16 protein-coding genes and 1 pseudogene are annotated in these 16,360 nt (G+C 72.1%); 10 read left to right on the top strand and 7 right to left on the bottom strand.

Annotated features, from left to right (window positions below):
* Positions 1-406 precede the first annotated feature (406 nt).
* On the bottom strand, positions 407-910 hold the full coding sequence (locus ACGFI7_RS31845; RefSeq protein WP_393411043.1) for a type II secretion system F family protein: 504 nt from the start codon (positions 908-910) through the stop codon (positions 407-409).
* A 329-nt stretch (positions 911-1,239) separates the two neighbouring features.
* Between ACGFI7_RS31845 and ACGFI7_RS31840 the strand changes: the two genes are divergently transcribed.
* Entirely contained in the window at positions 1,240-1,452 is a 213-nt protein-coding gene (locus ACGFI7_RS31840) for a hypothetical protein (protein WP_393411410.1), read from the top strand.
* Between the two features lie 314 nt (positions 1,453-1,766).
* On the opposite strand, the pseudogene ACGFI7_RS31835 reads toward ACGFI7_RS31840, so the two are convergent.
* The 3 genes and pseudogenes from ACGFI7_RS31835 to ACGFI7_RS31825 form a co-directional block, all read right to left on the bottom strand.
* Positions 1,767-2,891: pseudogene (locus ACGFI7_RS31835) on the bottom strand (TadA family conjugal transfer-associated ATPase); the annotation flags it as partial.
* Between the two features lie 203 nt (positions 2,892-3,094).
* On the bottom strand, positions 3,095-4,135 hold the full coding sequence (gene ssd / locus ACGFI7_RS31830; RefSeq protein ID WP_393411041.1) for a septum site-determining protein Ssd: 1,041 nt from the start codon (positions 4,133-4,135) through the stop codon (positions 3,095-3,097).
* Between the two features lie 1,064 nt (positions 4,136-5,199).
* Positions 5,200-5,979: a Fic family protein gene (locus ACGFI7_RS31825; RefSeq protein ID WP_393411039.1), complete on the bottom strand. Its 780-nt coding sequence runs from the start codon at positions 5,977-5,979 to the stop codon at positions 5,200-5,202.
* Positions 5,980-6,262: 283 nt separating this feature from the next.
* Between ACGFI7_RS31825 and acs the strand changes: the two genes are divergently transcribed.
* The 4 genes from acs to ACGFI7_RS31805 all read left to right on the top strand — a co-directional run bounded on the left by acs (position 6,263) and on the right by ACGFI7_RS31805 (position 10,307).
* Positions 6,263-8,236 (top strand): acetate--CoA ligase, encoded by a 1,974-nt coding sequence (gene acs / locus ACGFI7_RS31820; RefSeq protein WP_393411037.1) that lies wholly within the window; start codon positions 6,263-6,265, stop codon positions 8,234-8,236.
* Positions 8,237-8,495: 259 nt separating this feature from the next.
* On the top strand, positions 8,496-8,948 hold the full coding sequence (locus ACGFI7_RS31815; protein WP_393411035.1) for a phage holin family protein: 453 nt from the start codon (positions 8,496-8,498) through the stop codon (positions 8,946-8,948).
* Positions 8,938-9,858: an alpha/beta fold hydrolase gene (locus ACGFI7_RS31810; protein ID WP_393411033.1), complete on the top strand. Its 921-nt coding sequence runs from the start codon at positions 8,938-8,940 to the stop codon at positions 9,856-9,858. Before ACGFI7_RS31815 ends, ACGFI7_RS31810 begins: the two co-directional genes overlap by 11 nt.
* Positions 9,855-10,307, top strand: coding sequence for a DUF309 domain-containing protein (locus tag ACGFI7_RS31805; protein WP_393411031.1), 453 nt, complete (start codon positions 9,855-9,857; stop codon positions 10,305-10,307). The genes ACGFI7_RS31810 and ACGFI7_RS31805 overlap by 4 nt, the downstream gene beginning before the upstream one ends.
* 3 nt (positions 10,308-10,310) lie before the next feature.
* On the opposite strand, the gene ACGFI7_RS31800 is transcribed toward ACGFI7_RS31805, so the two are convergent.
* Complete coding sequence (locus tag ACGFI7_RS31800) at positions 10,311-11,504, bottom strand: MarP family serine protease (protein WP_393411029.1); 1,194 nt, start codon at positions 11,502-11,504, stop codon at positions 10,311-10,313.
* A gap of 82 nt (positions 11,505-11,586) precedes the next feature.
* On the opposite strand from ACGFI7_RS31800, the gene ACGFI7_RS31795 reads away from it, so the two are divergent.
* Positions 11,587-12,105, top strand: a complete 519-nt coding sequence (locus ACGFI7_RS31795; RefSeq protein WP_393411027.1) for a HEAT repeat domain-containing protein — start codon at positions 11,587-11,589, stop codon at positions 12,103-12,105.
* On the opposite strand, the gene ACGFI7_RS31790 is transcribed toward ACGFI7_RS31795, so the two are convergent.
* Both ACGFI7_RS31790 and nth read right to left on the bottom strand, forming a co-directional pair.
* Positions 12,082-12,729: an NUDIX hydrolase gene (locus tag ACGFI7_RS31790; protein WP_393411025.1), complete on the bottom strand. Its 648-nt coding sequence runs from the start codon at positions 12,727-12,729 to the stop codon at positions 12,082-12,084. The two genes, ACGFI7_RS31795 and ACGFI7_RS31790, sit on opposite strands and share 24 nt — an antisense overlap.
* A gap of 39 nt (positions 12,730-12,768) precedes the next feature.
* On the bottom strand, positions 12,769-13,500 hold the full coding sequence (nth, locus tag ACGFI7_RS31785) for an endonuclease III (RefSeq protein ID WP_393411023.1): 732 nt from the start codon (positions 13,498-13,500) through the stop codon (positions 12,769-12,771).
* A 126-nt stretch (positions 13,501-13,626) separates the two neighbouring features.
* Between nth and ACGFI7_RS31780 the strand changes: the two genes are divergently transcribed.
* The 4 genes from ACGFI7_RS31780 to ACGFI7_RS31765 are packed head-to-tail and all read left to right on the top strand — an operon-like array spanning position 13,627 to position 16,329.
* Positions 13,627-14,799 (top strand): hypothetical protein, encoded by a 1,173-nt coding sequence (locus ACGFI7_RS31780; RefSeq protein WP_393411021.1) that lies wholly within the window; start codon positions 13,627-13,629, stop codon positions 14,797-14,799.
* Between the two features lie 3 nt (positions 14,800-14,802).
* Entirely contained in the window at positions 14,803-15,102 is a 300-nt protein-coding gene (locus tag ACGFI7_RS31775; RefSeq protein WP_393411019.1) for a hypothetical protein, read from the top strand.
* Positions 15,099-15,752 carry a hypothetical protein gene (locus ACGFI7_RS31770; RefSeq protein WP_393411017.1) on the top strand — a complete coding sequence of 218 codons (654 nt, stop codon included), beginning with the start codon at positions 15,099-15,101 and terminating at the stop codon, positions 15,750-15,752. Before ACGFI7_RS31775 ends, ACGFI7_RS31770 begins: the two co-directional genes overlap by 4 nt.
* Positions 15,745-16,329 (top strand): hypothetical protein, encoded by a 585-nt coding sequence (locus ACGFI7_RS31765; RefSeq protein ID WP_393411015.1) that lies wholly within the window; start codon positions 15,745-15,747, stop codon positions 16,327-16,329. Before ACGFI7_RS31770 ends, ACGFI7_RS31765 begins: the two co-directional genes overlap by 8 nt.
* Positions 16,330-16,360: the final 31 nt, after the last annotated feature.

Raw genomic sequence — 16,360 nt, 5'->3', positions numbered from 1 at the left:
TGGGAGGAGGGTGCGTTGGGAAAGCCGACGATCTGTCGGTGCTCCGTCGGTGAGCCACTCGGGTGAGGGTGGATCGGCGGGGTGGGGGGTGTCCTGTCTGGAGGGTGGTTCAGGAAGCAGGCGGGCGAGGCGGTGGGTGGCTGTGGTGGGCGAGGTCCAGAGATAGGCCGACAGAGCGGTGCAGACGATGGATGCGAGCGCGAACAACGGAAGTCCTTCGGGGTGGGTGGGGTTGGGCATTCGCGTGGGTGTTGTCCGTACTGGTCGGTGGGTGGGTCGGGCGGTCGCCGGGTCCCGGGCCAGGTGGCTCCAGGTGGGTCGAGAGGTCAAGAAGGTCGGTCGGGGCGATGGGGGAACGGGGCGGACGTCGGCGTGGGGCTGCGAAGTGGGCGGAGGGTGAGGGCGGTCAGAGATTCGTTGCTCGGGTGGCCATGCGGTGGGTCCACCAGAGGCCGCAGGCGTCCAAGGAGAGGCCGACGGTGAGGCAGAGGAAGCCCGGGATGCCGCCCAGCAGGAAGGAAAGGGGGCGCATGCCTAGGGCTGCGGCCATCAGGAGACCCAGGGCCGGGAGGATGGCCAGCATTCTGGCCGTGGTGCGGGGCCCGGCCAACTGGGCTGCCACGTCCTGACGGTGGGTCTGGGAGGCGCGCAGCGTCGCGGCTACCCGGTCCACCAGGGTGCTCAAGCCCGCGCCGACCGTCAGGCTGACGTCCCAGCAGGCGGCGAGGCGGCGTAGGCCCTCACCGCCCTCCTCGGGGGCGGCCTGAAGCAGAGCGGTGGATACGTCGCCGCCGTCTCTGGCCGCGGCCGACACAGGACGCAGCGCGTCGGGGTCGGGGAAGTCGACTGCGGTGAGTGCTCTGGTCAGGGCTTCTCCGGGGGTTCTGCCTGCTGACAGCTCGGCTGTCATTGCATGGCACAGCTCGATCGACGCTCGGCGCCAGGCGTCGGCTCGGCGTGACCTGCTGGGACGGGTGAGAAGGGTCTTCAGGGGGTGTGGGCGGGGCTTGTCCTCTCGGTGGGTGAGCCGGGTGAGGCGTCGGGTCCCGGCGTCGGGACCGGTCCACAGCCAAACGGCTAGGGCTGTGAAGAGGGCGGCGGCGGCAACGGTCATGACGGTGGCTCGCCTATGCGGCGCTGCGGGAGGGCGTCTGGCTGGTGGGGAGGGTGGTGCCCTGCTGTGGGTGTACGGGGGCCTGCGCGGGAGGAGCCTCCATCGGGGAGAGGGAGTCGCCATGGGTGGGAAGAGTCCTGGGCGTCGAGAGGCTCTGCGCGGGCTTGGGCGTTGAGAGGCTCTGCCCGAAGTGGGCGTGGGACGTGGAGATTCCCTGGGTGGAAGAGAGCTGGGGAGTGGAGAGCTGGGGAGTGGAGAGGGAGAGGCGCGGTGCTGCGGGGTGGCTGGGCGGAGGCGCCGGGATCGAGTTGGTGAACGGAGGTGCTGAGGCGGAGTGAGTCGGCGGAGGCATCGGGGCGGAGGGGGCGGGCGGAGCGGGGGTGGAGTGTCTGGGCGGAGCGGGGGTGGCATGGGCGGGCGGAGGTGCCGGGATGGGATGCGTGGGCGGAGGCGCTGAGGCGGGATGCGTGGGCGGAGGTGCTGAGGCAGGATGCGTGGGCGGAGGTGCCGGGACGGGATGCGTGGGCGGAGGCGCTGAGGCGGGATGGGGAGGCGGAGAGGCTGGGGTGGGGTGGGCTGGAGGAGAGGATCTATGTGGGTTCGGGGGCGGAGTACGGTCTGGGCGTGGGGAGTCGCTGAGGGTGGTGTAGGCGGGGCCTGGGCGGACCTGGCCGTCGGGGGTGAAAGTCACGGCGGGGATGGCTTGGACGAGGCCGTCGTCGGTTCGGGACAGTAGGCAGATCTCGGAGATGCGGCGTTTGCCGTCGGTACGGCTGCGGGTGAGGTGGATGACGACGTCCAGGGCGGCGGCCAGTTGGCTGTGGACGGCTTGCCTGCTGAGACCGGCCGCGCATCCCAGGGCCTCCAGACGGGGTGGGACGTCGGCTGCCGTGTTGGCATGAAGAGTGCCGCAGCCGCCTTCGTGGCCCGTGTTCAAGGCCGCCAGGAGATCGACCACCTCCGCTCCCCTGACCTCACCGACCACCAGCCGGTCGGGGCGCATGCGCAGAGCCTGGCGGACGAGGTCGCGAAGGCCTATGCCACCGGCCCCTTCGACGTTGGCGGGTCTGGATTCGAGGCGGACCACGTGGGGGTGGAGGGGGCGGAGTTCGGCGGAGTCCTCGACCAGGAGGAGGCGTTCGCCCGGGTCGGCCAGGGACAGGAGGGCGGAGAGGAGGGTCGTCTTTCCAGTGCCTGTGCCGCCGGAGATCAGGAAGGCGCGTCTGGTCGTGACCAGGGTGGTGAGGATGGGGACGGCGGCTGGGGTGATGGTGCCGGCGGCCACGAGGTCGGGCAACGTGAACGTACGGCGGGGCGGCAGGCGTAGCGAGACGCAGGTGCCTCCCGAGGCGACCGGCGGCAGGATCGCGTGCAGGCGGACGCCTCCGGCGAGGCGGGCATCGACGTACGGGGAAGCGTCGTCGAGGCGGCGGCCCGCGGCGGCGGCTAGGCGCTGGGCGAGCCTGCGCACCGCCGCGTCGTCGGTGAAGGTGATCGAGGTGAGGCGCAGGCCTTGACCGTCGTCGACCCATACTTCGCGGGGGCCGTTGACCAGGACGTCGGTCACTTCGGGTGCCGCGAGGAGCGGTTCCAGCGGGCCGGCGCCGATGAGGTCGGCGCAGAGGGCGCGGGCGACGGCGAGGATCTCGGCGTCGCCGTAGACCGCGCGTTCGGCGCGTAGTGCTACGGCTACCTGGGCGGCTGTGGGTTCGGCCCCGGCTCTCGCGAGACGTACCCGGACGGCTTCTACAAGTTCGGGGGTGACCTGGTGGGACATGGGACCTCGATTCGGGCTGGGTTGTGCGCCGGTGGTGCCTCGGGGTTGGTGGCCAGGGTGGTCGGGTCAGTGGTGGCGGTGCTGGGGGCGGTGCTGGGGGCGGTGCTGGTGGCGTGCTGGATGGCGGTGCTGGGGGCGGTGGTGGTGGGGGTGCTGGGGGCGGTGGTGGGGGGACGAAGGGGCTGGCGTTTGGGTGATGCGGGTCAGGGTGGGAGGAGGTCGTGGAGGAGGGTGGCGCAGAGGGCGCCGAGGGTGGTGCGGGGGCCCAGTTTGGGGAGTTCGCCGCGGTTGAGGGTGGTTGTCAGGCGGGGCTGGTCGGGGAGGCGGGCGGCGGCGGGGATGGCTAGGGAGACTGCTGCGGTATCCGGGTCGAGGACTCCGGGGCGGATGACGGCGCGGAGGTCGGAGGTGTGCTCGGCGGCTTGGCGCAGGACTTGGGCGGCGGAGAGGATGCCGCGGACGTCGGCCGTGGCGACCAGGAGGGTGGTGGTGGCCCTGGTGAGGGCTTCGGCGGCGGCCGCGTCGAGGTGGCGAGGGAGGTCGACGATCACCAGGTCGAACCCTCGGCGGCCGGCTTCCAGAACCGAGCGCATGGCCTCCGGGGGGATGGGGCGGACTTCGCCGCGATGGAACGACAGGACCGAGAGGTCACCGAAGCCGGGAAGGGCTCCCTGAAGGGCTGTGGAGCTGATTCGGCCCTGCCTGGCCACCAGGTCGGCCCAGCGGGCTCCTTCCGTCTCCTCCTGACCCAGGAGGGCGTCCAGGCCGCCTCCCAGAGGGTCGGCGTCGACGAGGAGGGTGCGGAGGTGGTCCTGGGAGGCGCGCAGGGCCAGGCAGGCGGACAGGACGCTGGCCCCGGCGCCGCCTCGGCCGCCGATGACGCAGAGGATCGTGCCTGACTTGGGGTGTGGCTCCATGGCGTCGGCCAGTTCTTCCACCAGGCGGCGCTCTTCGTCGGGGAGGGGGATGACCGCCTGGGCGCCGACGGTGACGCAGCGGCGCCAGGTGTCGGGGTCGTCGGGGGTACGGGTGACGAGGAGTACGCGGTCTCTGGCGGGCGGGGCGCAGGCGGCGACGGCGTCGGCGAGGTCGGCGCCGACGATCACCAGCGGGGCCAGGGCCCAGAACGGGCGGGCGTGGGCGGGGGCGTGGGCCACGTCGAGCTGGGCGCCCGCCGCGGCGGCGATGCGGACCAGGTCGTCGAGCAGGTCATGGTCCTCGGTGATGACCAGTGGGCGATTCATCGGGCCTCCCTGGGGGTGGGGGTCCGACGATGCCCGGAGTGGGTCGGGCCCTACGGAGGCGAACCGGGTTCTGGGGATGACGGGGGCATTGCGTACACAGGCTGTGGATAACTAACTCGACCTGCTGCGTGCCACGCCTGTTGGGTGCATGCCGGCCGGGGGTGAGCGGACGGAAGACAGGCGGGTGGTCGGCGGGGCTAGCGCGGGCGCGGGGGTACGAGGCGCGGGGGCCCGCAGGGGCATGGGCGGGGGTGCGGGGGCCGGGGGCGCAGGGGCGCGAGGGTACGGGGCGCGGAGGCGCAATGACGGGGGCCGCGGGGGGCACAGGGAACACGGGGCAGGGACGCGGGCCGCGCAGAACCTAGCAGGACCCGGGGAACGCGGATGCGGCACGCGACCCCAGGACGCCGAACTATGTCTGGAAATGGGGCGACCCCCGCCGGGGGGGAGAGCGGGGGTCGCCTGTTCGGTCCGGCTCCGGGGGGGTAGAGCCGGTCCCGTTTCAGAAGAAAGCTTTCATCACTTCACCAGAGCATGGCAAGGGACTGGGAAACCAAACCCCGTGCACAGTCGCTCCAGTTTCGGGCGATACCACCGTATGCTGCCCGATCGACTCGAGTTTCGTCGAGGCGCAATCTGGCATTTGCGCCAAGTTTTTTGCTAATCGCATAACGATCACATAAAGGCCATCACGGAACGTGATGGGCACTACGGACCTGCCACCGCCGAGGCGGCGCGCGTGCGCCCGCGCGCACCGGTCGCCGCGCACCACGGTGCCATCGCCCGCATCGCCGCCCCCGTCGGCGATGCGCCACGCCGGTGTCCCGGGCAACCTCCGGTAAAGGTCTTGTTCTCAGGGGTTCCCATCAGGGCGGATCCGTCGTAGAAAGAAGGCACGGACCAGTTGTCCGGGTGCATCAGCCGGGCACCCACGCGCGACCAGCCGCGGGAGGCGCGTCGTGACGGGCTTGACCCGCTCCGACGAATACAGGTGCACGCTTGGTAACCCGGTGTGATGCACCGGCAGACGGCGTCTCTTGACAGAGGCGCCGTCGGCTATGTCGTCAGCCTCTTTGCATGGCTTCGCAGATGGCGGCCGCTTCCCGCACTCCCAGGCTTACCGCAGAGGCACATTGCTGTATCCACTGGGCGACGCCCTCCGGCGTGCCGCTCAGGTAGGCCCGCAGCCCCTCGGCGTACGGCAGCTCCAGGTGGCCCACTTCGACGGCCACCAGTGACTTGGGGTCGAGCCCGTACTCGACCAGCGTGAGCCGTTCGGCGGCGCGTGCCACCACGCCGTCGGCCGTGCCGAAGGGCCGCAGCACCGCCAGTTCGGCGTGCACGATGGCGGCCAGCACCAGGGCGGGAGCCTTGCCGGGCCCGTCCATCAGCTGGAAGAGGCTCTCCATCCGGGCCGCCGTCTCCTCGGCGGACGGCGCGGGGCCCAGGCCGAGCGGGTCGGGGGCGGTGTCGTCGGTCCGCGGCCTGCCTAGCGCCTCCTGGCCGGTCAGCCCGGCGGCGGCGACGGTGTGCAGGCGGGCCAGCACCTGCCGGGGCGCCTTGCGCCAGGTGGGCCCGAGGCGGCCCAGTTCGGCGGAGGCGCGCAGCGCTCCCTGGACGACCGGGTCGTGCGCCTCGTCCCCGCGCAGCGCGTCGAGCGTGACGTCCACGCCCGCGAGCGCGGCCGAGGCGCGGGCGCCGCGGAGCGACGACTCGGTGGAGACGGCCGGGCTGGCGCGGCGCAGGACTCGGTGGCGGTAGAGCCGGTCGACGGCCTCGCGGGCGGCGTCGACCGCCTCGGGCACGCCGGGAAGCCGCGCGATGACGGCCAATGGGTCACTCACGGATATCGACCATACCGGCGGGTAGAAGATCGCTCTCGCGCGCCTCGCAGATCGCTCTCGCACACCTCCCGGAGGGGGGCCCATAAAGCTTCCGCCTTTGGCGCGTTCCAGGATGGAGATTCAGAAAGACAACGTTTCAATAGCTTTTGTCATTCGAATCGGCAAGCTGTCTGCTTCGTGCGACGAACGGTACAGACCTGTCTAGACCTCTTGTGTGGATGCGGCGTGACCTGGTGAAGTGGGGGTTGACCCAACCGAGTACGGCCCCAGAAGGAGCGCGAACGTGGCCCCGGAGACCCCTGGCAACGAGACCCAGGCACTGTCCAACCTGCTGCAGGAGAACCGCCGGTTCGCGCCGCCGGCTGAGCTGGCAGCGGCCGCGAACGTGACCGCCGCGGCCTATACCGAGGCCGACGCGGATCGCCTCGGGTTCTGGGAGCGTGCCGCCGAACGGCTGACCTGGGCCAAGCGCTGGGACACCACCCTTGAGTGGAACCCTCCCTTCGCCAAGTGGTTCGTCGGCGGCGAGCTGAACGTCGCCTACAACTGCGTCGACCGGCACGTCGAGGCCGGCCACGGCGACAAGGTCGCCTACTACTGGGAGGGCGAGCCCGAGGGCGACTCCCGCGTGATCACCTATGCCGACCTGCAGGCGGAGGTCGGCAAGGCCGCCAACGCGCTGCGGGAGCTGGGCGTCGGCAAGGGCGACCGGGTGGCCATCTACCTGCCGATGATCCCCGAGCTGCCGATCAGCATGCTGGCCTGCGCGCGCATCGGCGCCGTCCACTCCGTGGTGTTCGGCGGCTTCTCCGCGGCCGCGCTGAAGAGCCGCATCGACGACGCCGACGCCAAGCTGGTCATCACCGCCGACGGCGGCTACCGCCGCGGCAACCCGTCGGCGCTCAAGCCGACCGTCGACGAGGCCGTCGCCGAGTGCCCGCAGGTGGAGAAGGTCCTGGTGGTACGGCGCACCGGGCAAGAGACCGCGTTCGGCGAGAAGGACCTGTGGTGGCACGACGTGGTCGACCGCCAGAGCCCCGAGCACACCGCCGAGCCGCACGGCGCCGAGGACCCGCTCTACATCCTCTACACCAGCGGCACCACCGGCCGGCCGAAGGGCATCCTGCACACCACCGGCGGCTACCTGACCCAGACGGCCTGGACGCACGACGCGGTCTTCGACCTGAAGCCCGAGACCGACATCTACTGGTGCACCGCCGACATCGGCTGGGTGACCGGCCACTCCTACATCGTCTACGGCCCGCTGGCCAACGGCGCGACCAGCGTGATCTACGAGGGCACGCCCGACACCCCGCACCGGGGCCGGTTCTGGGAGATCGTGCAGAAGTACAAGATCACGATCCTCTACACCGCGCCGACGGCCATCCGGACGTTCATGAAGTGGGGCGACGACATCCCCGCCAAGTTCGACATGTCGAGCCTGCGGGTCCTCGGCTCGGTGGGCGAGCCGATCAACCCCGAGGCGTACGTCTGGTACCGCGAGAACATCGGCGGCAACCAGTGCCCGGTCGTCGACACCTGGTGGCAGACCGAGACCGGCGCCATCATGATCAGCCCGCTGCCCGGCGTGACCGAGGCCAAGCCCGGCGCTGCCATGCGCCCGCTGCCCGGCATCGTCGCCGACGTGGTCGACGACCAGGGCAACAGCGTGCCCGACGGCGGCGGTGGCTTCCTCGTCGTCCGCGAGCCGTGGCCGGCCATGCTCCGCACCATCTGGGGCGACGACCAGCGCTACATCGACACCTACTGGTCGCGGTTCGACGGGATGTACTTCCCGGGCGACGGCGCCAAGAAGGACGAGGACGGCGACCTGTGGCTGCTGGGCCGCGTCGACGACGTCATGCTCGTCTCCGGCCACAACATCTCCACCACCGAGGTGGAGAGCGCGCTCGTCAGCCACCCGAAGGTGGCCGAAGCCGCGGTGGTGGGCGCCACCGACCCGGTGACCGGCCAGGCCATCGTGTCGTTCGTCATCCTGCGCGGCACGGTCGAGGAGAGCGCCGACATCGCGACCGAGCTGCGCGCGCACGTCTCCAAGACGCTGGGCCCGATCGCCAAGCCGCGCCAGATCCTGGTGGTGCCCGAGCTGCCCAAGACCCGGTCCGGCAAGATCATGCGGCGGCTGCTGCGTGACGTGGCGGAGAACCGGAGCATCGGCGACGTCACCACGCTGGCCGACAGCACGGTGATGGACCTGATCTCGGAGAAGCTCCCCTCGGCGAAGGCCGAAGACTAGGAGCGATCCGCACCCGGCCCCCTGTCCCCGCGCCTGGGACAGGGGGCCGCGCGCGTGCCGGGCCGGCTCGGCACCTCGTCCGCGGATGCGGTAGATCTGGGAGTGATTGCGGGGCGCGTGGTGGGCAGGTTCCTGGGATGTTCCGCGGGGGTTCCACGCGTGGGGCCACGGCGGCGACGCGGTTTCGCGTACGGTACGCGAGCTCGTATCCCGCTGAATGATGATTGACACGGCCATCAGGCCCCGATAGGAGACGTTCATGCCGCAGACTCCCGAGGAAGAATCGCTGGGCTCGCTCGTCGCCCAGGCGACCGATCACATCTCGACCCTGGTCCGGTCGGAGATCGAGCTGGCCAAGTCCGAGTTCAGGTTCGACGCCAAGCGGGTCGGCACGGCCGTCGGCGCGTTCGCCGCCGCCGCCTTCGCCGCTCACCTGTGCCTGATCCTCGCCTCGTTCACGTTCGCGTTCGTGCTCGCCCAGTGGCTGCCGACGTGGGCCGCCTTCCTCATCGTGACCGTCGTCTACCTGGCCGCCGCGGGACTGGCGGTCTTCTTCGGGGTGCGCAAGCTGAAGGGGCTGGCCAAGATGAAGCGGACCGGCCGGTCGTTGAAGGGGCTCAAGGAGATCGCCCACCCCGACGAGCCGGAGCTCCAGGTGGGCGACGGGAGGCCCAGCCCGGTCAAGAGGCCGGTGGCGAGCGATGGCGCCTGACGAGGCCGTCGTCCGCATCGAGGGTCCGTGGACGCACCGCGCGGTGCACGCGGGAGGCACCCGGTTCCACATGGTGGAGGCGGGTGAGGGGCCGCTGGTGCTGCTGCTCCACGGGTTCCCGCAGTTCTGGTGGACGTGGCGTCACCAGCTCGTCTCGCTGCCCGCGGCTGGCTATCGCGCGGTCGCGGTCGACCTGCGCGGCTACGGCGACAGCGACAAGCCGCCGCGCGGCTACGACCTGCCGACGCTGGCCGCCGACGCGACGGGGCTGATCAGGGCGCTGGGCGAGACAGGGGCGATCGTGGTCGGCCACGACTGGGGCGGGCTGCTGGCCTGGACGATGGCGGTGCTCGACCCGAAGTGCGTGCACCGGCTGGTGGCGGTGGCGGCCCCGCACCCGCTGCGGCTGCGCAACGCGCTGCTGACGGACCCGTTCGGCCAGCTCAAGGCGAGCCGCCGGGCGTTCGGCTTCCAGCTCCCGCTGCTGCCGGAGTGGCGGCTGACCCGCCGGGGCGGCGCGCTCGTGGGCAAGCTGCTCGACGAGTGGTCCGGGCCGGAGTGGCCCGACGAGGAGACGTCGCGCACCTACCGCGAGGCGTTCAGGATCCCGACGGTGTCCCACTGCGCGCTGGAGTACCACCGGTGGTTCGGCCGCTCGCAGCTGCGCCCCGACGGCCACCGCTACGCCAGGACGATGCGCACCGAGGTCGAGGCGCCGACCCTCCAACTCCACGGCGCGCTCGACCGTTGCGCGCTGCCGCGCACCGCGCAGGGGTCGGGCCGATACGTCGCCGCCCCGTACCGCTGGCGGCTGTTCGAGGGGGCGGGCCACTACCCGCACGAGGAGATTCCCGACGTGTTCGACACCGAGCTGATCGGCTGGCTCGCGGACCCGGAGCCCGATCGATGAGAGACCGAGACCCGGAGGGCCGCCCGCGCAACGCCCGGCCGCGTGACGCGTTCGGCCGGCCGCTGCCGTACGGTTCGGCGGGGACGCCGAGGGTGCCCGACGACTACGCGCCGACCACCGGGCAGGCGCTCGCCGACGGCCGCCGGTTCCTCGCCGAGGGGCTGCCGTTCAACGCGCACGAGGTGTTCGAGGGCCGCTGGAAGTGCGCCCCCGAGGAGGAGCGCGAGCTGTGGCAGGGCCTGGCGCAGATCTGCGTGGGGCTGACCCATCTGCAGCGCGGCAACGGGCGCGGCGCGCTGACGTTGTTCGCCCGCGGCGCGGCCCGGGTGCAGTCGTACGGCGACCCGTACGACGCGGTGGGCAGGGCGGCGTCCGCCCTGAACGAAGACAGCGACGCCGGCGCGGCGATCACCCTGATCCTGGCCGAGCTGCCGGGCGACCCGGGCTGAGGGTCAGTCGCACTCCTGGGTGTCGGCCGGGCTGGTGTCGTTCCTGCCCTGGTCGGCGTCGGGGCGGACCTCGTCGGCGGTGAGCGCGTAACCCGTCTCCTCCTGGCTGACCGCGGCCGCGAAGATCACCCCGTACACCCGGCCGTCGACGGTGAGCAGCGGGCCGCCGGAGTTGCCCGGCAGCACCACGCCGCGGATGGCGTAGACCGAGCGGGTGACGTTGGTGTCGCGGTAGATGTCGGGGCTCTCGGCGTTGTTGATGCGGCTGCGGATGCGGGCCGGCTCGGCGGTGAAGCCCTGGCCCTTCGGGAAGCCGGCGATGATCGCGTTGTCGCCCTTCTGGGCCTCGCCGTCGAAGGCGAGCGCGGGCAGGCCGAGGCCGGGCACGCGCAGTACGGCGATGTCGCGGCGCGGGTTGTAGCGGACCACCGTGGCGGCGTGCCGCCTGCCGCTGTGGTCGACGATCTGCAGGTCGCGGGTGACCCCGGCGACGACGTGCGCGTTGGTCATGATGCGGTCGCGGGCGTAGACGAAGCCGGTGCCCTCGATGTGCTTGTTGCAGCTCTCGGCGTTGCCCTGCACCTTGACGATGGCGCGGGTGGCCCGCTCCAGCTTGGCGCCCTTGAGGATGCTGCGCGGGGCCGGGTCGACGTCGACGAGCTGGCCCGCGCCGATCGCGTCGAAGACCGGCGGGAACTCGGAGCGGTCGATGAACTTCTTGAACGGCTGCTGCCAGTTGCGCGCGGCCTGCGGGATGGCCTGGTCGACGGTGGTGAGCAGCAACGACCCCTTGACCTGGTCGACCAGCGGGGTGAACGAGGTCGAGACGATCAGCGAACCGATCAGCCAGGCGATCACCAGGACCGACAGCGCACTGGCGAACGTGCCCCCCACCGCGTCGGCGACCTTGGCGGGCTCCCACGTGACGTGCGAGCGCACCACGGCGCCGATCGTCGAGGAGGCGAACTGGCCGATCGTCGCGGCGAGGAAGACGACCACGATGGCGAGCAGCGCCTGAGGCGTGTCGCCGTCGACGATGGCGCGGGCGATCGGCGGCGCGATGAACACCCCGAGGACGGCCCCGCCCACGAATCCGACGAAGCTCATCACACCGATGATGAAGCCCTGCCGGTATCCCGAGATCCCGAAGGCGATCACGAGGCCGATCAATATGAGGTCAAGCAGATCACCGCGCACGCTTCAAAGCTAACCAGGGACTGGGTCAAGTGTGCATGTCTTCGGCCAGGACCGCCCGTACGTGACGGTTAGCGTGATCCGCATGCCGCCGTTCGAGGGAACAGTTCGCGGTCTCATCGAGGCAGCTCTCCAGGACACCGACCCGGACGGGCCGGTGCGGTGGCAGGTGATCAGCCTGCTGCGGGAGCGCGGTGACCTGGAGTCCTTCATCGAGGCCCGGCGGCTGTGCGCGGCCGACGAGGCGTTCGAGCGGCTGCTGGGCGTCGACATCCTGGGCATGCTGGGCGCGTACGTGGACCGTACGCTGCCGATCCTGCGTTATCTGGCGGCCAGCGAGGACGACGCGGTGGTGCTCTACTCGGTGCTGATCGCCTTCGGTCATCTCGGCGACCCGCGCTCGCTGCCGTCGGTGATCGACCTGGCGCACCATGGGGACGCGCGGGTGCGGTACGGGGCGGCCTACGCGTTGCAGCACGTGCTGGGCGACCCGCCGGATCGTTCGGGGCTGGCCGCGCTGCGCTCGCTGACCGAGGACGCCGACGCCGACGTGGCGGGCTGGGCCTCGCTCGGCGTGGCGCTAGCCACGGGCCGCGAGATTTAGCACCTCGACGGGGATCTCCTCCACCCGGTCGCGGTCCCAGGGCAGCTCCAGCCCGCTGTCGCGGAGCATCCCGTCGAGCACCGCCGCGGTGAACCCCCACACGAGCATCCCGCGTACCCGGAAGGCCGGGCCCGCCATGCCCGCCCGCCAGCGGAGCATGACGCGGTTGCCCGGGTCGGTCAGCTCGGCCACCGGCACCCGTTCGACGGAGTCGACCTCGTCGGGCGAGGCGGCGTGCACGGCCGACGGGTCGTGCCACCAGCCGAGCACGGGCGTGACCCGGTTGTCGCTGTGCGAGAGGTAGAGCTCGGGCATGGTGCCGAGCACGGTGACGCCGCGCGGGTCGAGGCCGGTCTCCTCCTCGGCCTCGCGCAGCGCGGCGCCGATCGGGCCGTCGTCGTCGGGGTCGACGCCGCCGCCGGGGAAGGCCGGCTGGCCGGGGTGCCGGCGTCCGCGCGCGCTGCGCTGGATGAGCAGCACGTCGGGGCCGTAGGGGCCGTCGCCGAACAGCGCCAGCACCGCCGCCTTGCGGCCGCCGCGGGCGGGCGGGCGCAGCCCGGGGGGCACGAGGGTCGTGGCGGCGTTGGCGGCGAGCTGGTCGAGCCAGTGGGGCACCTCGGTCACGACTTCTCCAACGCCGGGGGGATCAGGGAGCTTCCCCGGCTACGAGAAGGGCCCGGAACGCACCAGTTTGCGGGCCTCCTCGGCGGCCGTCGGGCCGGTGCCGTAGGAGGGGCAGAGCGCGGCCAGCGGGCAGACGCCGCACGCGGGCCTGCGGGCGTGGCAGATGCGCCGGCCGTGCCAGATGATCCGGTGGGAGAAGACGGTCCACTCACGCTTGGGGATGAGCTCGCCGACCACCTGCTCGATCTTGACCGGGTCGGTCTCCTCGGTCCAGCCGAAGCGGCGCACCAGCCGCTGGAAGTGGGTGTCGACGGTCAGCCCCGGCACCCCGAACGCGTTGCCGAGCACGACGTTGGCGGTCTTGCGGCCGACGCCGGGCAGCGTGACGAGGTCGGCCATCTTGCGCGGCACCTCGCCGCCGAACCGGTCGCGCAGGCCGGTGGCCAGCCCGATGAGCGAGCGGGTCTTCGCCCGGAAGAACCCGGTCGGCTTGATGATCGCCTCCAGGTCCTCGGGGTTGGCGGCGGCCATGTCGTCGGGCGTCGGGTATTTCGCGAACAGCGCGGGCGTGGTCAGGTTGACCCGCACGTCGGTGGTCTGCGCCGACAGCACGGTGGCGACCAGGAGCTCGAACGAGTTGGTGAAGTCGAGCTCGCAGTGGGCGTCGGGGTAGGTCTCCGCGAGGACCCGGTTCATCTTCCTGGCCCGCCGCACCAGCCCCAGCCGGGTCTCCGGCTTGCGTCCGCGGGCGCCCGCCACGTTCGTCGCCATGCCGCAAGAGTATGGCCACGCGCCCGCTTCCCGGGACATGGGGAAATTTTTCGCCTTCCTTTGAACCCTCCCCCGCCGTCTCTGCGTACAAGAGCGCGACAACGAGGCTGGAATGGGGAGACGGCGATGACCATCAACGCCGGTGAGAGCCTCCGCGTACGGGGAGAGCTGCTTGCGGACGCCGTGCGGACGCGTGGCCCGGTCAAGGGCGAGGCGTTGCACAGGCTCGCGTTGGCCTGCGCCACCGCCATGGCCAGGCTGCACCTCGGCGGGGCGTCAGGGTTGGGGCTCCGTCCCGATGCGATCGTGCTCGACACCGCGGGGCCGGTGTATCTCGACTGGCGGGCGCCGCTGTCCGCCGAGGACCTGCGCGCGCAGGACGTGCGCGACTGGGCGGAGGTGGTGGCCTTCGCGGCCGGCGGCGGCGACCTGGACGTGCTGCCGCCCGCGTTGCGGTCCGTGGTGGAGGAGTGCCTGCGCCCGGAAGCGGCCGCGCGGCCGTCCTCGGCGCATCTGGTACGGATCCTGCTCGGACACGCGACGGCGGGGCCGGTCGGCTCGGTGGAGGACCTGCTGCGCGAGGCGGAGGAGCGGGTGCTGGCGCCCGCCTCCCGCCCGCCGGAGCCGCCTCCCGACCACCCTGAGGCGCCGTGGCGACGGCCGGCCTTCTACGCGGGCGTGGCCGGCGGGATCTTCCTGGTCACCATGGCCGCGGTCTCGCTGACCGCCGGTGGCGGCGACCGCGAGGTCACGCCCGTCGGCATCGGCTCCCGTACGGCCACGTTCCAGCAGCGGGCCGAGCTGGCCCGTACCGGGGACAAGCTGACCGCCGAGGGCACGCTCAGCCGCGACCGGGGCGCGCCGACCGCGTACGCGATGCGGGTCGGCTGCGGATCCCGGAGCGGGCAGGTGCGGCTCGCGGCGGGCGGCGGCAGCGTGGACGGCGTCCCGTTCGACCTGGAGCGACCGGCCGCGGGCTCGTGCCTCCAGCAGTACGCGCTGCACGCCCGGCGCAACAGCTCCCCGTACACGATCGAGGCGCTGCTGACCGCGGCCGGCCGGAAGGTGCGGGTGGCGGACGGCGGGCGGACGCTGAGCGGCCGGGTGCCGCTGGAGAGCGTGCGCGGCGAGGAGACCATCGGCGCGTACGCGGGCGTGATCGCCACCGGTGACGTCGCCTTCGAGCTGCGCCTGGACGGCCAAGGGCGGCCCGAGCGGCTGCGCCTGGAGATGACCAGCGTGAACGCGGGACCGCTGACGAGCGAGACCTCGTACCGGGACTGGCGCGAGGGGAGGTGACCCATGGCTGAGGAGTTCTCCGCCGACCGGCGGGAAGCCGCGAACGTCTCGCGCGACCTCAAGGCCATCAGGTCCGCCCTGGACGGCGGCACCCTGGGCGGGCGCGGCGGCGAGACCGGGTCGGCGAAGGTCGACGCGGCGCTGCGCCGGTTCTTCGAGGAGTCGTCCGACAACAGGGAGAAGATGGACCAGCTGCTGGAGCGGGCCGCAGGCCTGCTGGACGCGCTGGTGGAGGGCACCGGCACGCTCGACGGGTCGCTCGCCGAGGCGCTGACCACCTCCTCCCAGGGGAGCGACTCGTGAGGGGCTCGCCGCTCGCGCTCGGCCTGATCACCGGCATCCTGCTGGCGACCGGCGTGGCGTGGGGCGTCTTCGCCCTCGTCGGTACGCCCGCGCCGCGGCCGCCCGAGCCCGTGTCCGCGCGGTCCCCCGAACCCGGGCCCACCCCCGAGGAGAGCCGGGACCCCACGCCGAAGAAGGCCGACCTGGCCGGGCGGGTCAGCCGCGGCGGACTCGTCGCCGTGTCGATCCGGGGAGGCAAGGCGGTCGGCTACTTCTGCGACGGCACGAACGAGGTCTGGATGAAGGGCACCGCCAGGGACAACCGGGTGAAGCTCTCCGGCGCCGAGGACGGGGACTTCACGCTCACCGCCGAGCTGCGCGACGGCAGAGCGACCGGCCGGCTCGGCCCCCGAGGGGACACCTGGCGGTTCACCGCCTCGACGGTGCGCAAGCCGTCCGGGCTCTACCGGGCCACCGCCGACGTGCGCGGCTCGCGGATCATCGGCGGCTGGATCGTGCTGGCCGACGGCACCCAGGTCGGGGCCGTCAGCGTCGACGGCCTGGCGGAGCCCGCGCCCCGGCTGACGCCCGGCCGGGACGTCAGCTCGTACGGGGTGGCGCTGCGCCCGGAGGGCGTGGACGCGTTCTTCGCGGGGGTGGCCGGTGGCTGATCTGCCGTTCGGGTTCACGGTGCGGGTGCCCGAGTCCTGGTACACGTTCGACGTCTGGCGGGCCGGCCGGGGGGCCGACCTGTCCAGGGCGGTGGACGCGCGGATCGCCGCCGCCCCCGCGCTCAAGCCGCACCGGCCGACCCTGGTGAGGCTGCTGCGCGAGGTGGCCGACCTGGCGGGACGGCACGGCGCGGTCTTCGGCGCGGCCATGACCGACATGGAAGAGGGCGCCCCGGCCGTGATCGCCACGCTCATGGCCTTCCACACCTCCGGCGATCCGGACCCGGCGGGCAACACGGTCGAGGCCATCGCCTCGGGCGTGACGGCGATCGCACCGAGCTCGGACTCCCCTGTCTGGCGTGAGGTGCGGATCGTGGAGATCCCCGCCGGGCGGGCCGTACGGGTGCGCGGCGTGCGGGAGGACGCCGTGGCCATGCAGACGCTCGTGCCCGTGCCCGGCGACGAGGGCGTGCTGGACCTGGTGCTCACCAGCCCGCAGCACGACCTGGCCGAACCGATGCTCGACCTGTTCGACGCGATCAGCGCCACCTTGGCCTGGTCGGACCCGAGAAGCTAACCGAGAAGGAAAACAAGGAGAGTGATCTGTC

The organism is Nonomuraea sp. NPDC048826 (assembly GCF_043198225.1).
Classification (GTDB): domain Bacteria; phylum Actinomycetota; class Actinomycetes; order Streptosporangiales; family Streptosporangiaceae; genus Nonomuraea.
Note: the sequence above shows the minus strand (reverse complement) of the source record. Positions and strands in the feature narration are given on the sequence as shown.

Excerpts from the sequence above, each read along its gene's own strand:
- ACGFI7_RS31775 (WP_393411019.1), top strand. The coding sequence starts at position 14,803 with ATGGCTGAGGAGTTCTCCGCCGACCGGCGGGAAGCCGCGAACGTCTCG.
- ACGFI7_RS31795 (WP_393411027.1), top strand. The coding sequence starts at position 11,587 with ATGCCGCCGTTCGAGGGAACAGTTCGCGGTCTCATCGAGGCAGCTCTC.
- ACGFI7_RS31805 (WP_393411031.1), top strand. The coding sequence starts at position 9,855 with ATGAGAGACCGAGACCCGGAGGGCCGCCCGCGCAACGCCCGGCCGCGT.
- ACGFI7_RS31815 (WP_393411035.1), top strand. The coding sequence starts at position 8,496 with ATGCCGCAGACTCCCGAGGAAGAATCGCTGGGCTCGCTCGTCGCCCAG.
- ssd (WP_393411041.1), bottom strand. The coding sequence starts at position 4,135 with ATGAATCGCCCACTGGTCATCACCGAGGACCATGACCTGCTCGACGAC.
- ACGFI7_RS31810 (WP_393411033.1), top strand. The coding sequence starts at position 8,938 with ATGGCGCCTGACGAGGCCGTCGTCCGCATCGAGGGTCCGTGGACGCAC.
- nth (WP_393411023.1), bottom strand. The coding sequence starts at position 13,500 with ATGGCGACGAACGTGGCGGGCGCCCGCGGACGCAAGCCGGAGACCCGG.
- ACGFI7_RS31845 (WP_393411043.1), bottom strand. The coding sequence starts at position 910 with ATGACAGCCGAGCTGTCAGCAGGCAGAACCCCCGGAGAAGCCCTGACC.
- ACGFI7_RS31780 (WP_393411021.1), top strand. The coding sequence starts at position 13,627 with ATGACCATCAACGCCGGTGAGAGCCTCCGCGTACGGGGAGAGCTGCTT.